A 14,146-nucleotide genomic window follows, 5' to 3' on the forward strand; every position below is an offset into this window, starting at 1 on the left:
TCGGGGTTCGGGTCAGCCCAGGAAGCCGTTTGCCTGGAGCCACTCTCGGGCCAGCACATCGGCGTCGACGGCGTCGATGCCGTAGCGTTTGTTGAGCTCGCTGAGCTCGGCCGTGGTGATGAGCGCGCTCACCCGGTTGATCAGATCCACGAGGTCCTGCCCGTGGGCATCGATCACTTCCTGCCGGAGCACCGGGACGATGTTCTCCGCCGGCTGCAGGCCCATGTCGTCCTCGAGGAGGACGAAGCCGCGGGCGGCGATCACGCCGTCCGAGGTGAACAGCAACGCGACGTCGATGTCGCCTCCGGTGAGGGCTTCGACGGTGAGTGGCCCACCGACGTCGAGCGGCCGGAAGTCGGCGAACTCGAGCCCGTACACGCCCTCATAGCCAGGCAGGCACAGCGGACGCTCCGGGCACTCGGGCGGACCACCCAGCACGAGGGTGCCGTTGTGGGCGGCGAGATCACTCACCGTCGCCAGACCGAGAGCTTGTGCCGTCTCGGCGGTCACCACCAGGCCGTTCTTGTCCTGGGCAGGTGCGTAGTCGAGTGCGGTCAGCTCCTGTGGTTCCAGGGCGGCGACGAGCGACGCATAGGTCGCATCGGAGTCGGGCGATGGCTCGCCACCTTCATAGGCGAGTAGCGAGCCGGTGTACTCGACCATGAGGTCGATTTCGCCGTCGCGTAGCGCGGGAGCCACGATGTCCCGCTGTCCCAGGTTGAAGCGTCGCTCGACGGTGTACCCCTCGGCTTCGAGCGCCTGGGCGTAGATCTCGCCCAGGATCAGCTGCTCGCCGAAGTTGGTCGATCCGATGGTCACGGTCGGGCCGTCTCCCGATCCACCGCCACAGGCGCTTGCCAGAAGCGCCACGGCGATTGCGATCGCCCCAACGGTCCCGGTGCGGCGTGATGACCGCATGGGTTCCCTCCTCGAGTTGGTTGTCTCAGGTGGAACCTAGTTGACCCTCGATGTGTTCCGACTTCCTGACTGCGGTGTCGCAGAGTCGCTGCGTGTACTCGGCGTGAGTCGGCGTTCGACGGCACCGAAGACGGCGTCGGTGAGCAGGGCGGCGGCGGCGACGAGCAGCGCCCCGGCGAAGATGCGCACCGAGTCGCGCACGGCGAATCCGTCGATGATGAACCTCCCCAGGGCGTCGTGGGCGACCAGCGCGCCGAGGGGTGCGGTCGCCACCACCTGCACCGCGGTGACGCGGATCCCGGTCATGATGACCGGCACCGCGAGCGGCAGCTCGATGCGCCGCAGGATCTGGCGTCCCGTCATTCCCATACCCGTGGCGGCTTCGACGACATCCGGGGAAACAGCCAGGATCGCAGTGTGGGTGTGGATGAAGATCGGCGGAATGGCCAACGCCACCAGCGCCACGTAGATCGACGGAAAGCCGATGCCCGTCGACATCCAAGGCACGATGCCGGCGATCCAGATCATGATCGGCAGGGCAAGGACCACGATGCCGAACGTGGGGATCGCACGGCCCGAGTTGACCAGGGCGGTCACCAGTCCGGTTCCGCGGCGACGGTGCCCGAGCCAAAAGGCAGGAGGCATGGCGAGCACTGCGGCGGTGATCAGGGCGGCTCCGCTCAGCTCGAAATGGGACCGGGAGCGCGAGATGATGCCCTTCGGCCCCCACCAGTTGTCACCGAACCAGGTCATGACCTCACCCAGGAATTCGATCATGCCCCCACCCTGGCTCTGCGCTCGGTCCACGGGGCCACCAGCCGTCCCACCAGGACGAGGACGCGATCGATGGCGGCGGCGAGGGCCACCGACAGGGTGATGGCGACGATGACTTCCGTCCAGAAGAACCGTCCGAGGCCGCGCAGGATGAAGAACCCGAGCCCACCGCGGCCGATGAGGGCGGTGATGGTGACCAGTCCGACGGTGGTGACCGCGGTCACCCTGATGCCCGCCAGGATGACCGGCATCGCCAGGGGGAGCTCTACCTCGAACAGGAGGCGGCGTCGGCTGTAGCCCATGCCGACGGCGGCCTCACGAATCGCCGGATCCACGCCGTCGATCCCGGTCACGATCGAGCGCACCAGGATGAGCAGGGTGTAGGAGACGAGCCCGATCTGGGCGGAGAGCATCGTGAAGCCGGTGATCGGGACCAGGAAGGCGAACAGCGCCAGCGAGGGGATGGCATACAGGCCCGCCGACAGCCAGGTGATCGGGCCGTAGGTGCGCCGGTAGCGAAGGGCGAGTCCGGCGAGGAGTGCCGAGATGATCAGTCCAACCCCGACGGCTATACCGGTGAGTACCAGATGTTCGAGAACCCGCTCGAGGATCTCCCCGATGTGGCTGCCTACCCAGTCCCACCGGAAGAAGGGCCGCTCGGTGCCGGCGACGATCATCAGCGGGCCAGTTCGGCGGCGATGTTCTCGGCGGTGAGCATGCCGAGGAAGCGATCCCCGTCGAACACCGGAGCGGCCCGGGTGTGGGAGGTGACGATCACATCCAGCGCGTCACGGAGGGTGTCGCCGAGGCGCAGCCGGGCCGAGAACGACCGGGCTCCGGTGGTGGGCACGATGGAGTCGGTGAGATCCGTCGCCCAGTGCCAGCCCAGCATGCGCTCACCGTCGGCGATGCCAAACCAGTCGGTCCCGTAGCGATCCATGACGCTGCGGGCCTCCTGCGCGGAGGCGCCGGGTGCCACGACCGGTCCGGGTTCGAGGTCGACGCCGCCGATCGGGAGGAGGGAGAGCCGCTTGATCCCCCGGTCGCGACCCAGGATCGACTCCACGAACGGGTTCGCCGGCGTGGTGAGGATCTCACCGGGGGCGTCGAACTGTTCCAGGATTCCACGGACGTTGAGGATGGCGATGCGATCGCCGAGGGTGATGGCCTCGTCGATGTCGTGGGTGACCAGCACGATGGTCTTGCCGAGCCGGGCCTGGAGCGCCCGCAACTCTTGCTGCAGGTTTGCCCTGACGATCGGGTCGACGGCGCCGAAGGGCTCGTCCATGAGCAGCACCGGGGGATCGGCGGCGAGGGCTCTGGCCACCCCGACCCGTTGCTGCTGGCCGCCGGACAACTCTGCCGGGTACCGATCGCGCATCGACGGTTCCAGTCCGACAAGTCCGACGAGTTCGTCGACCCGGGCGTCGATCCTCCCCTTCTCCCAGCCGAGGAGCCGGGGGACCGTCGCCACGTTCTGGGCCACCGTGCGATGGGGGAGCAGCCCGACCTGCTGGATCACGTAGCCGATGCGGCGGCGCAGCTCGTGAGCTGGCTCGGTGGTCACGTCCGTCCCGGCGACTTCGATCAGCCCTGAGGTGGGCTCGATCAGGCGATTGATCATCTTGAGGGTGGTGGTCTTGCCGCATCCCGAGGGACCGATGAGCACCACCGTCTCGCCCTCCTCGATGGTCAGGCTCAGGCGGTCGACCGCCGGCGTCTCCGAGCCGGGGAAGGTCTTGGTGACGCCTTCGAGGCGGATCATCGGCGCGGTTCCCATGCGGCGGGAGCCTAGAGAGCGTGGTCGGCGGCGTCGCCAGTAGCCTGTTCCCGATGACGGACCCGCACTAGAACACCGACCGCAGGTCCTCGGCGCGGTCGGTCCGCTCCCACGAGAAGGCGCCGGTGGCGTCGTCGGGGGTCCGTCCGTAGTGGCCGTGAAAGCTCGTCGGCCGGTATATGGGTCGACGCAGGTCGAGGTACTCGATGATCCCTTCCGGAGTGAGTGGAAACATCTCGCGGATCACCTGTTCGAGGCGGGCCTCGTCCACCCGGTTGCTGCCCTTGCAGTCGACCGACACCGCGCTGGGCTCGGCGAGACCGATGATGTAGGACAGCCTGAGTTCGCACTCGTCGGCGAGCCCGGCCGCGACCACGGTCTTGGCGACGTGGCGGGCGATGTAGGCCGCCGACCGGTCCACCTTGGTGGCGTCCTTTCCGCTGAAGGCGCCGCCTCCGTGTCGGGCCCACCCCCCGTAGGTGTCGACGATGATCTTGCGGCCGGTGAGGCCCGTGTCGCTCGCCGGTCCGCCGTACTCGAATCGGCCGGTCGGATTGACCCTTGCCTCGGCGGCGGCAGTGTCCGACCACCAGTCGCCGAGGGCGGGGCGCATGATCTTCTCGATCACCTCCGCCGTGAGTTCATCTTGTTTCTCCGACCACTCCGGGCCGTGCTGGGTCGACACGACGACCGAGGTGATCTCTACCGGGGTGCCTCCCTCGTAGCGGACCGTCACCTGGCTCTTTGCGTCCGGGCGAAGGTGGGGAACCAGCCCGGTACGACGCACCTCGTTCTGTTGGGCGATCAGGGCATGCGCCAATGTGATCGGCAAGGGCATGAGCGCGGGGGTCTGGGCACAGGCGTAACCGAACATGAGACCCTGGTCGCCGGCACCGATGGTGCCGTCTTCGCGTTCCACACCGCGGGCGATGTCGGGGCTCTGGGTACTCAGCGCGAGGCGGACCTCGGCATCCTCCGCCGAAAAGCCGATGTCGTCGTCGACGTAGCCGATGTCGGACATGGTCGTGCGCAGGACCGACTCGTAATCGACCGCGGCGTCGGCGGTCACTTCGCCGGCGACGACGGCCAGCCCCCGGGTCAGCATCACCTCACAGGCGACCCGTCCCTCCGGGTCCTGCCCGAGCACGGCGTCGAGGACGGCGTCGGCCACCTGGTCGGCCGCCTTGTCGGGGTGGCCCTGGGACACGGATTCGCTGGTGAAGAGATGGTGGCGCGGCTGCACCGGTGGTGACCTCGTAGGGTGTGGCGGCAAGGGTAGTTGCGTCTTCGGCCGTCACCAACGCTGGTGACGAACGGCGTCGTCGCGCCGGGGTCGTCGGGACGATGCTGAACGGCGGTCGGCGGCGATCGGGCCGAGGGTCACCACGCCGAGGATCTCGACCTCGTCGGGGATCTCGAGGAGTCGCCGGACGTCGCCCGCGCGGTGGCCACCGAGGAAGCCGGCGCCGAGGCCGGCATCGACGGCGGCGAGCAGGATGGCCATGAGGGCGGCGCCCCCGTCCACCCACCACCAGGGGATGGCCAGGGCCTTCGGATCTTTGTCCGGCTCCGCGTACCGGCCCCGGTATCGGCCCGGTTCGACGCAGAGCACCAGGTGGGCCGCCGCCGAGGAGAGCCAGGGGTCGTAGCCTCGCTCGAGATGGGCAGGCTCGCCGCACGCCTCGGCGATGGCGGCGAGGCGCGTCGGCTCGGTGACCAGGATCACGGTGACGCCCTGTGCGTTTCCCGCAGTCGGTCCGCGGGTCGCCGCCGTGGCGATGCGCTCCAGGACCTGGAGCTCGACGGCGCCGCCCGGGGCGTGGTGGCGGATCATCCGGCGTCGGCGGAGGACCTCGTCGAAGTCCATCAGAGGTCCTCGAGACCCGCCTGGATGTCGATCAGGGCCTGCTTGGCGTCAGCGAAGAGCATCACCGTGCCGTCTTTGGTGAACAGTGGGTTTTCGATCCCGGCGAATCCGGAGGCCATGCTGCGTTTCACCACTACCACCGTGGTCGCCTTGTCCACTTCGATGATCGGCATGCCATAGATGGGGCTCCCCGGCTCGTCGCGCGCCGCCGGGTTGACCACGTCGTTGGCGCCGAGCACCAGGGCGACGTCGGTGCGGTCGAGGGCGGCGTTCGCCTGCTCCAGGTCGAGGAGCCGGTCGTACGGAACGTCGGCCTCGGCGAGCAGCACGTTCATGTGACCCGGCATCCGCCCGGCCACCGGATGGATCCCGTAGAGCACCTCGACCCCGCGGGTCTCTAGGGCGGTGGCCAGGGATCGGACGGCATGCTGCGCCTGGGCGACGGCGAGGCCGTAGCCGGGCACCACGAGGACCCGGGACGCATAGGCGACGGCGATGGCCACGTCGTCGGCGCTGGTGGCGCGGACGTCGCCGCCGACCGCGCTCGGCGCAGCCGTTCCGTCGGAGCCGAAGGCCGCGAAGAGGACGTTGCTCAGCGGGCGGTTCATCGCCTTGGTCATGAGCGTGGTGAGGATCAGACCCGACGCACCCACCAGGGCGCCGCCGATGATCAGGATGGGACTCTGGATCACGAAGCCGGCTGCGGCGGCAGCGACTCCCGACAGCGAGTTGAGCAGCGAGATGACCACCGGCATGTCGGCCCCACCGATGGGGAGCACCAGCGAGATTCCCATGACCAGCGCCACCGCCGCCACAGTGAGGAACCCGGTCGGCGACTGGGTGACCCCGGCCCAGACCGCAGCCGCCACCAGGGTCAGACCGAGCACGCCGTTGACGATGCGTTGGAGGGGGAAGGTGATCGGCGCGCCCCGCAGGATCCCCTGGAGCTTGGCGAAGGCGATGATGCTGCCGGTGACGGTTATCCCACCGACCACGATCGACGCCACCATCGAGACCATGGTGTCGGTGTCGAATCCGTCCCCGCCGACGAAGGCGACCCCGGCGACGAGACCCGAGGCGGCGCCGCCGAATCCGTTGAGCAGGGCGACCAACTGGGGCATCGCGGTCATCTGGACGCGGAGCGCGGCGATGATGCCGATCACGGCTCCGGTGCCGAGCCCGGCGGCAACGACCCACCAGGCCACACCGGCGGTACCCACGGTGGTCAGCACGGCGACGAGCATCCCGGTGGCGGCGATGCGGTTCCCCGACCTCGCCGTGCGGGGCGACCCCAGACGGCGGAGACCGAGGATGAAGGCGGCCGCCGCCGCCAGCTGGACCAGGGTGAGGGCCTGGGCGTTCATTCGTCGTCACCCTTCGGGGTGCGGCCCGGAGCGCGGAACATCCTCAGCATGCGGTCGGTCACCAGGAACCCGCCGACGACGTTGATCGTCGCCGTGGTGACCGCCACGAAGGCCATGACGGTCGCCAGCGTGGGTTCGCTCGCCTGGGTGGCGACAACCGCCCCGACCAGGGTGATCCCGGAGATGGCGTTCGCCCCGGACATCAGCGGCGTGTGCAGGGTGGGGGGAACCTTGGTGATCACCTCGAAACCGACGAATGCGGCGAGGACGAAGACGACGATGCCGGCGATAAGCGGGTCGGTCATGCCGGCGACCCGAGAGCCTGGGCGACCCGATCAGACACGATGCGGCCATCGCGGGCGATACAGGCCTCGCGTCCGATCTCGCCCTCCACCGAGAGCTCGCCGTCTCCGGCGAGATGGGAGATGAGGGCGAGGATGTTCTTGCCGAGCATCTCGGAAGCATCTCCGGCGGTGCGCGAGGAGAGGTCGAGGGGCCCGTGGATGACCACCCCGTCGTGGTCGACCACCTCGCCCGCCCGGGTCAGCTCGCAATTGCCCCCGGTCGACGCCGCCAGGTCCACGATGAGGGACCCGGGTTTCATGGCCTCCACCATGGCAGCGGTGACCAGGGTGGGGGCCCTGCGTCCCGGCACTGCCGCCGTCGAGATGACCACGTCGGCGGCGGCGACCGCGTCGGCGAGGGCCTGCTGCTGTGCGGCGCGGGTTTCCTCGTTGACCTCGGTGGCGTATCCGCCGCCGGAAGGGGCAGCATCGCTGACCGGGCCACCGACGAACGACGCTCCCAGGCTCTCGATCTGCTCGCGGGCCTCGGGACGAATGTCGTAGGCGGAGACGGCGGCTCCGAGGCGCCGGGCGGTGGCGATCGCCTGCAAACCGGCGACACCGGCGCCGAGGACCAGGACTCGCGATGGGCGAATGGTCCCGGCGGCGGTGATCAGCATCGGGAAAAAGCGCGGCAGCTCGCTGGCGGCGAGCAGGACCGCCTGGTATCCGGCGACATTCGCCTGGCTCGATAGCGCGTCCATCGACTGCGCCAGCGTGGTGCGGGGGATCATTTCGAGAGCGATGAGGGTGGCGCCGGTGGCGGCGAGCTCGACGGCGCGGTCTGGCTCACCGAGCGGGTCGAGGAAACCGATCACCGCAGCACTCCCGGCGATGTCGTCCGGGGTGAACGGCCCGACCCCGACGAGCAGGTCGGCCGGTTCCGGCGTCCCGGCGAAGACGTCGGCGCCGGCGTCGCGGTACGCCGCATCGGGAAAGCCGGCGCGTTGGCCGACCCCGGCGGGTACGGCGACCGAGTGACCCTCCCCTATCAGTGTCGTCACCGTCTTCGGGGTGAGCGCGACGCGCCGTTCACCATCGGTGGCGTCTCGGTGCACTCGGATTCGCATCGGGGGTCAGGCTACCCGTCGGCGAGTGCCTCCTCAGCGCAGGGTCGCCCAGTCGGTGCCGTCGGGAAGCAGCTGGTTCGCCTCGGGCGGCCCCCACGAGCCGGCCGGATACTCGTGGAAGGGGAGGTCGTAGGAGAGGGTCGGGGCGAAGAGGCGCCATGCCTCCTCGGCCTCGTCGCCGCGAACGAACAGCGTCTGGTCGCCGTCGAGCAGGTCGCCGATCAGGGTGTGGTACGCCTCGGGGATCGGCGCCAGCTCGTCGTACGAGAACCGCAGGGGAATGGTGCGCACTGCGTTGTCGGCCGCCGGATCCTTCACCTCGATGTGCAGGGCGAAGCCCTCGTCCGGCTGAAGCGTGAGGAAGAGGCGGTTGGGGTGAGTGACGCAGTCGTCCGGCCCCGCATGGAAGAAGCAGATCGGCGGGGGGCGGAAGGTGACGACCACCTCGGTGAGCCGGCGGCTCATCGCCTTGCCGGTGCGAAGGTAGAACGGGACGCCCTGCCATCGCCAGTTGTCGATCCAGAGCCTGATCGCGGCGAAGGTGGGAACCCGGGAGTCCTCGGCGACGCCATCGGTGGTGCGATACGCCGCCACCGGAGCACCGTCGATGGATCCTTCTCCGTACTGACCGACGACGACGGCGCGTTCGGGGATGCCGCGGATCGAGCGCAGCACTTTGACCTTCTCGTCGCGGATGGCGTCAGCCTCGAAGGCCGGGGGCGGCTCCATGGCGACGAGGGTGAGCACCTGGGTGAGGTGGCTCTGCAGCATGTCGCCGATGGCGCCGGTGAGTTCGTAGAAGCGGCCCCGGCCGCCCACGTCGAGCGTCTCGGCAACGGTGATCTCGACCCGATCGATGCTGGAGCGGTTCCACGATGCCTCGAACACGGGGTTGGTGAATCGGAAGACGAGCAGGTTCTGCACCGTCTCCTTGCCGAGGTAGTGATCGATTCGATACACCTGATCCTCATCGAACCATCGGTGGGTGAGCTCGTTGAGTCGGTGTGCCGAGTCCAGGTCGCGTCCGAACGGCTTCTCGACGACGAGGCGTACCCATCCCGGGGCGCGATGCAGGCCTGCCGTGCCGAGGGCCTCTATAACCGGGGCGAAGGCGGTGGGCGGGAGCGCCAGATAGAAGATGCGGTTCCCGGCGAGGTCGTGCTCCGCTTCCAGTCGTGCGATGCGGTCGGCGAGGGAGTCGGCCGAACCGTCTTCGGCGGCTTGGTGGTAGTGCACCCGCCGTCGGGCCCACTCGGCGGCCTCGCGGTCGGCGACGCCAGCGGCGAGCAGGGACTTGGTTGCCGTCTGCTGGAGGTCGGCATCGGTGAGATCGCCGGTGGCCACACCGAGCACCAGCGAGCCGTCCTCGGGGTCGAGCGTGCTGTGGAGTGCCGGGAACAGTCGGCGGGAGGCGAGGTCGCCGGTGGCTCCGTAGACCACGAAGAGCAAGGAGCCCGACCGGCTCACGCGTTGTACGACCCGGAGGCCACGTCTCCGCCGCTGCCGGTCCAGTTGGTGTGGAACCACTCGTCCCGGGGACGATCGGTCCGCTCATAGGTGTGGGCCCCGAAGTAGTCGCGCAGCGCCTGGATCAGGTTCGCCGGCAAACGGGCGCTGCGGACCGCGTCGAAGAAGGCGAGCGCCGACGAGTAGGCCGGAGCCGGGACCCCCGATCCGACCGCGGCCCGCACGGTGCGCCGCCATCCCTCGAGCGCGTCGGTGATGGCGTCGGCGAACACCGGCGCCAGCAGCAGCGACCCGAGGTCGGGGTCGGCGGCGTAGGCGGCCCTGATGTCCTCGAGGAAGGCGGCGCGGATGATGCACCCGGCCCGCCACATGGCCGCGATCGAGCCCAGGTCGAGATCCCAGTCGCGCTCGTCGGCCATGGCTTGCAGCAGCATGAATCCTTGCGCATAGGACACCACCTTGGATGCGTAGAGGGCATTTTCGAGGTCGGTGAGGGTGAGCTCGTCGTCGGTGATCGGAGCCGTGCCTCCTCCCAGGACGGTAGCCGCCTGTTGGCGTTCGTCGTACAGCGCCGAGACCGCCCGAGCGAACACGGCTTCGGCGATCAGCGTCACCGGGATCCCGATAGCGAGGGCCGACTCGACGGTCCAGCGGCCGGTGCCTTTCTGGCCGGCGGCGTCGAGGATGGTGTCGAGGGTGGGTGCCCCGTCCTCGCGGTGGGCGAGGATGTCGGCGGTGATCTCGATGAGGTACGACTCGAGGCGCCCGGCATTCCACTCTTTGAACACGGTCGCCATCATCTCGTGGTCCATCCCGAGGCCACGGCGCATCAGGTCGTAGACCTCGGCGAGTAGCTGCATGTCCCCGTATTCGATGCCGTTGTGAATCATCTTGACGAAGTGGCCGGATCCGCCCGGACCGATCCAGTCGCAGCAGGGACGCCCATCGGCGGCGCGCGCCGCGATCGCCTGGAGGATCTCACCGATGATCGGCCAGGCGCCGGCCGATCCGCCCGGCATGATCGACGGACCGTGGCGGGCGCCCTCTTCGCCCCCGGAAAAGCCGGCGCCGACGAAGTGGAGCCCCTCGGTCTCGAGTCGGGAGACCCGACGCTCGGTGTCCTCGAAGTGGCTGTTGCCGCCATCGATCACCACGTCGCCCGGATCGAGGAGTGGGATCAGGTCGTCGAGCACGGCGTCCACCGGCGTGCCTGCCTTCACCATCAGCAGGATCCGCCGCGGCGAGGAGAGTTGGGAAGCGAGCGCTGCCAGCGAGTCGACCCCCACGATCGACATGCCGTCGGCGGGACCGGCGACGAACTCGTCGGTGCGCTCGGTGGTCCGGTTGTAGACGGCGACCCGATAGCCCTTGTCGGCCATGTTCAGGGCGAGGTTCTGGCCCATCACAGCCAGTCCGACGAGTCCGATGTCGGCGGCGGGGTCGGTCCGGACGGTGGAGGTCACCGGGCCAAGGCTACCGGCCCGGGGCGATCACCCGGGAAGCGGTGGGATCTCGGTCGCGAACAGCCACTCCTCGAAGAAGTCGGCGAGATCCAGGGCCGCGACCTCCTCGGCGAGGGCGATGAAGTCGGCGGTGGTCGCGTTGCCGTGGCGATACCGCTCGGCGTAGTCTCGCAGCAGGGTGCGCATGGCCTCGTCGCCGATCTCGGCTCGCAGCGCGTAGAGCGTGAGCGCCCCACGCCAGTAGACCGCACCCTCGAACATGTCCTCGGGGCCGGGGTTTCCGATGGTCGGATGGGGTCGTTGGGCGGTCGCCTGATGACGGCGCAGCGCTTCTTGGTGCATCGCCGCCGGACCCCGGTCGTGCTCGATCCAGAGCAGCTCGGCGTAGCTGGCGAATCCCTCGTTGAGCCAGATGTCGCGCCAGGTGGCAACCGAGACGCTATTGCCGAACCACTGGTGGGCTATCTCATGCAGCACCGTGATCTCCCCGACGGCGCCGCGCCCGACGACCGACATGGTTTGGGTTTCCAGGGCGATGGAGAACTCGGGGACGATCACGTGGCCGTAGCGGTCGAAGGGGTAGGGGCCGAACCAGGTGGCGAGGAATCCGATCATCTCCGGGGCCCTCAGCAGCGATGGTGGTGGCACCGCGGCGAGGTCGAGGGGCAGGTAGTCAGCGACCGACACGCCGTCGACCACACCGGATTCCACGCGCTCCAGTTCTCCGACGACGACCGTCGCCAGGTAGGTGGCCATGGGGTCGTCCATCCGCCAGCCGAAGGTCCGCCCCCCCGGCCCTTCGACGACGGGGACCGGGCGGCCATTCGACACGGCGACGAACGGCTCGGGCACGGTCACCTCGATGGCGAAGGTCGCCTTGTCGCTGGGGTGGTCGTTGGCGGGGAACCAGGTCCGCGCCCCGTCGGGCTCGGCGATCACGTGGACGCCCTCGGCGGTGACGACCCACCCCGCCCGGGTGTCGAAACCGGGGATGAAGAACGGTTCGGGAACACCCGCGTAGGTCACTCCGACGACGATGCGCGTCCCGGCGGCGATGGGGGCCGGCGGTTCCAGGATGAGCTTCGCTCCCTGCCTCCGGTACGGCACCGTGATGCCGTCGATTCGGGTCTCGTGGACGGTGAGGCCGAGCAGGTCGAGAGCGATCTCGGCGAGCGGGGCGATGGCCACCGTGGTGAGGTCGGCCTCGGCGGCGACGATCTCGCCGGTGTCGGGATCGACCCACAGCGCGAGGTGGTAGTGCTCGACGTCGATGCCGGCGTTCCCCAGGTCCGGAAAGTACGGGTCGCCGATGGACCCGGGGATGCCATCGACGACGGTGGTCGACGGGATCGGGGGTGCGGTGGTGGTGGTCGGAGCGACCGTATCGGCAGTCGTCCCGGTCGGGTCAGGGGGAGGCGCTCCGGTGCACCCGACGAGGCCGAACAGGACGGCCGCGGTGGCGGCGCGGAGACGAAGGGGCATCGACGCGACGATAGCCAGAGCCGGCGGCTGGGTAGCGTCGGTGCGATGGACCTCCCCACCGCAGCCGCCATCGGACGCCTCGTGCCCCGAGCGCTCGACGCCGCCCGAAAGGCGCTCCGGGACGCCGACGACAAGGAGATCCCTCCCCGGCTCAAGGCTCGACTCCAGCGGGTACGGGCCGCGTCGGGGACGCTTCCCCCGCCGCTGGTGAGGCCACTCATCGAGGCCCTCGACGAGGACGCATGGCTCCGGGGGCGGGCGATCGCCGCCTGGCCGGAGGCGGCGGGGGAGCTCCCGGAGTCGGAGCATCACGCCTCGGCGCTGTTTCTGCTGCGCCCTGAGGGCTGGGAGACGGTCTTCGCCGCGGTCGCGATGGCCCGGGCGGCTCGCGAGGCGGATGCTCGAGCCGATCGGGCCCTACAGCAAGCGGACGATGCGGCCGAAGCGGCGGGAGCGGCGAAACGGCGCGAGCGCGATGCCGAAAGGCGGGCGCGCCAGGCGGAAGCCGCACGCCGAGAGATCGACCGGGTTCAGCGGGAACCGATGAGAGCGCTTCGCGTGGAGGAGACACGGGCCCAGGCGGCCCTCGGTGAGGCCACGGCGGCCTGGGAGGCGGAGCGTCGGCGGCTCGAAGCGGAGACCGACAGACTCGAGGGGTCCGTCGGCGCCCTCCGGAAGGAGGTTCGCTCCCTGAGAGCGGCTCGGGCCGAGGCCGAGAGGGCGGCGCGGGCCGCAGCCGGTGGCGCGTCGTGGACCGAGCGCGAAGCGGTCGTACTCGCCGAGCACCTCGACCAAGTGGCGTTGCAGGCGCGTCTTCCTCGGGATCCTGGATTCGACGATCGGCCGCACGAGTCGCCGCGCTTCACGCTGCCTGCCGGGGTGCGCCCGGACGAGGCGGCGGCCATCGACGCCGTGGTGCGATGGGGTGGACCCATCTGGCTCATCGTCGACGGGTACAACGTGGGCCTCCAGGTCGTCGACGAGCCGGGGGAGGCTCGGGAGCGGTTGTGGGTTGTGGGCACTCGCCTGGTGACCGCGGGAAGCCTCCTGGTCTCGCTGGTGTGGGACTCACGAGACGGGGAACACCAAGTGACCCGACAGCGCGGCCTCGAGGTGCGATTCGCCGGACTGGGGACCACCGCCGACGACGAGATCGTGGCGATGCTTGCTTCGGCGTCGCGGCCGGCCGTGGTGGTCACCAGCGACCGGGAGCTCCGAGAGCGAGCGATCGCCCGCGGCGCGACGGTGATCCAGTCCGAGGCCCTGATCGCCTGGTCCAATCAGCGGGGCTGAGCGCCGCTTCACCCAGCCTGTGAACGCGGGGTTTCGGGAGTCTGCACGCGGGGGACGAGCCGTAGGGTCGGCACCAGGCCGGCGTCGGCGAGCACGTCGAGCGCCGCGGCCTGCTCCCGGTCGACTTCGATGGGGCCGAGCATGTCGCGTAGCAGCAGTGAGACGACACAGTCCTCGCAGGCGTCGGTGTGTTGCATCGAGCATTCGTCGCAGTCGATGAGCATCCGGTCCTCCTTCAGCGGCATATCCACCATGACGGGCACGGTACGGACGGCGTGTGACAGAAATGTTGCCGGTTGCCTGTTGCCGGTTATCTCGTCTGCC

14 protein-coding genes are annotated in these 14,146 nt (G+C 69.4%); 1 reads left to right on the forward strand and 13 read right to left on the reverse strand.

The window, feature by feature from the left end; translation table 11 throughout:
* Nucleotides 1–12: 12 nt before the first annotated feature.
* From WEA29_08645 to WEA29_08700, 12 genes are all read right to left on the reverse strand, one after another.
* Entirely contained in the window at nt 13–918 is a 906-nt protein-coding gene (locus tag WEA29_08645) for an ABC transporter substrate-binding protein (GenBank protein ID MEX2323818.1), read from the reverse strand.
* A gap of 36 nt (nt 919–954) precedes the next feature.
* Nucleotides 955–1,695, reverse strand: a complete 741-nt coding sequence (locus WEA29_08650; GenBank protein MEX2323819.1) for an ABC transporter permease — start codon at nt 1,693–1,695, stop codon at nt 955–957.
* Nucleotides 1,692–2,369, reverse strand: a complete 678-nt coding sequence (locus WEA29_08655) for an ABC transporter permease (protein ID MEX2323820.1) — start codon at nt 2,367–2,369, stop codon at nt 1,692–1,694. Before WEA29_08655 ends, WEA29_08650 begins: the two co-directional genes overlap by 4 nt.
* On the reverse strand, nt 2,369–3,457 hold the full coding sequence (locus WEA29_08660; GenBank protein ID MEX2323821.1) for an ABC transporter ATP-binding protein: 1,089 nt from the start codon (nt 3,455–3,457) through the stop codon (nt 2,369–2,371). The genes WEA29_08655 and WEA29_08660 overlap by 1 nt, the downstream gene beginning before the upstream one ends.
* An 82-nt stretch (nt 3,458–3,539) precedes the next feature.
* Nucleotides 3,540–4,715, reverse strand: a complete 1,176-nt coding sequence (gene metK / locus WEA29_08665) for a methionine adenosyltransferase (protein ID MEX2323822.1) — start codon at nt 4,713–4,715, stop codon at nt 3,540–3,542.
* Nucleotides 4,716–4,766: 51 nt separating this feature from the next.
* Nucleotides 4,767–5,339 (reverse strand): nitroreductase family protein, encoded by a 573-nt coding sequence (locus WEA29_08670; GenBank protein MEX2323823.1) that lies wholly within the window; start codon nt 5,337–5,339, stop codon nt 4,767–4,769.
* Nucleotides 5,339–6,703: an NAD(P)(+) transhydrogenase (Re/Si-specific) subunit beta gene (locus tag WEA29_08675; protein ID MEX2323824.1), complete on the reverse strand. Its 1,365-nt coding sequence runs from the start codon at nt 6,701–6,703 to the stop codon at nt 5,339–5,341. The genes WEA29_08670 and WEA29_08675 overlap by 1 nt, the downstream gene beginning before the upstream one ends.
* On the reverse strand, nt 6,700–7,008 hold the full coding sequence (locus tag WEA29_08680) for an NAD(P) transhydrogenase subunit alpha (GenBank protein ID MEX2323825.1): 309 nt from the start codon (nt 7,006–7,008) through the stop codon (nt 6,700–6,702). The genes WEA29_08675 and WEA29_08680 overlap by 4 nt, the downstream gene beginning before the upstream one ends.
* On the reverse strand, nt 7,005–8,117 hold the full coding sequence (locus WEA29_08685) for an NAD(P) transhydrogenase subunit alpha (GenBank protein ID MEX2323826.1): 1,113 nt from the start codon (nt 8,115–8,117) through the stop codon (nt 7,005–7,007). Before WEA29_08685 ends, WEA29_08680 begins: the two co-directional genes overlap by 4 nt.
* Before the next feature lie 33 nt (nt 8,118–8,150).
* The gene (gene zwf / locus WEA29_08690; GenBank protein ID MEX2323827.1) at nt 8,151–9,584 is read right to left on the reverse strand and encodes a glucose-6-phosphate dehydrogenase; all 1,434 of its coding nucleotides are present in this window, start codon (nt 9,582–9,584) and stop codon (nt 8,151–8,153) included.
* On the reverse strand, nt 9,581–11,047 hold the full coding sequence (gnd, locus tag WEA29_08695) for a decarboxylating NADP(+)-dependent phosphogluconate dehydrogenase (GenBank protein ID MEX2323828.1): 1,467 nt from the start codon (nt 11,045–11,047) through the stop codon (nt 9,581–9,583). The genes zwf and gnd overlap by 4 nt, the downstream gene beginning before the upstream one ends.
* A gap of 27 nt (nt 11,048–11,074) precedes the next feature.
* Nucleotides 11,075–12,529, reverse strand: a complete 1,455-nt coding sequence (locus WEA29_08700) for a M1 family metallopeptidase (protein MEX2323829.1) — start codon at nt 12,527–12,529, stop codon at nt 11,075–11,077.
* A gap of 45 nt (nt 12,530–12,574) precedes the next feature.
* Here WEA29_08700 and WEA29_08705 point away from each other — a divergent pair, with 45 nt between their 5' ends.
* Entirely contained in the window at nt 12,575–13,822 is a 1,248-nt protein-coding gene (locus WEA29_08705; protein MEX2323830.1) for an NYN domain-containing protein, read from the forward strand.
* 8 nt (nt 13,823–13,830) lie between these two features.
* Here WEA29_08705 and WEA29_08710 read toward each other — a convergent pair whose 3' ends face one another.
* Nucleotides 13,831–14,046, reverse strand: coding sequence for a hypothetical protein (locus WEA29_08710; GenBank protein MEX2323831.1), 216 nt, complete (start codon nt 14,044–14,046; stop codon nt 13,831–13,833).
* Between the last annotated feature and the right edge of the window lie 100 nt (nt 14,047–14,146).

It is taken from the genome of Acidimicrobiia bacterium (genome assembly GCA_040902765.1).
Taxonomy (GTDB): Bacteria; Actinomycetota; Acidimicrobiia; order Spongiisociales; family UBA11373; genus DATKBG01.

Bases quoted from the DNA above. Each gene is read 5' to 3' on its own strand.
- WEA29_08645 (MEX2323818.1), bottom strand. From the start codon at position 918: ATGCGGTCATCACGCCGCACCGGGACCGTTGGGGCGATCGCAATCGCC.
- WEA29_08650 (MEX2323819.1), bottom strand. From the start codon at position 1,695: ATGATCGAATTCCTGGGTGAGGTCATGACCTGGTTCGGTGACAACTGG.
- WEA29_08655 (MEX2323820.1), bottom strand. From the start codon at position 2,369: ATGATCGTCGCCGGCACCGAGCGGCCCTTCTTCCGGTGGGACTGGGTA.
- WEA29_08660 (MEX2323821.1), bottom strand. From the start codon at position 3,457: ATGATCCGCCTCGAAGGCGTCACCAAGACCTTCCCCGGCTCGGAGACG.
- WEA29_08670 (MEX2323823.1), bottom strand. From the start codon at position 5,339: ATGGACTTCGACGAGGTCCTCCGCCGACGCCGGATGATCCGCCACCAC.
- WEA29_08675 (MEX2323824.1), bottom strand. From the start codon at position 6,703: ATGAACGCCCAGGCCCTCACCCTGGTCCAGCTGGCGGCGGCGGCCGCC.
- WEA29_08680 (MEX2323825.1), bottom strand. From the start codon at position 7,008: ATGACCGACCCGCTTATCGCCGGCATCGTCGTCTTCGTCCTCGCCGCA.
- WEA29_08685 (MEX2323826.1), bottom strand. From the start codon at position 8,117: ATGCGAATCCGAGTGCACCGAGACGCCACCGATGGTGAACGGCGCGTC.
- WEA29_08700 (MEX2323829.1), bottom strand. From the start codon at position 12,529: ATGCCCCTTCGTCTCCGCGCCGCCACCGCGGCCGTCCTGTTCGGCCTC.
- WEA29_08705 (MEX2323830.1), top strand. From the start codon at position 12,575: ATGGACCTCCCCACCGCAGCCGCCATCGGACGCCTCGTGCCCCGAGCG.
- WEA29_08710 (MEX2323831.1), bottom strand. From the start codon at position 14,046: ATGCTCATCGACTGCGACGAATGCTCGATGCAACACACCGACGCCTGC.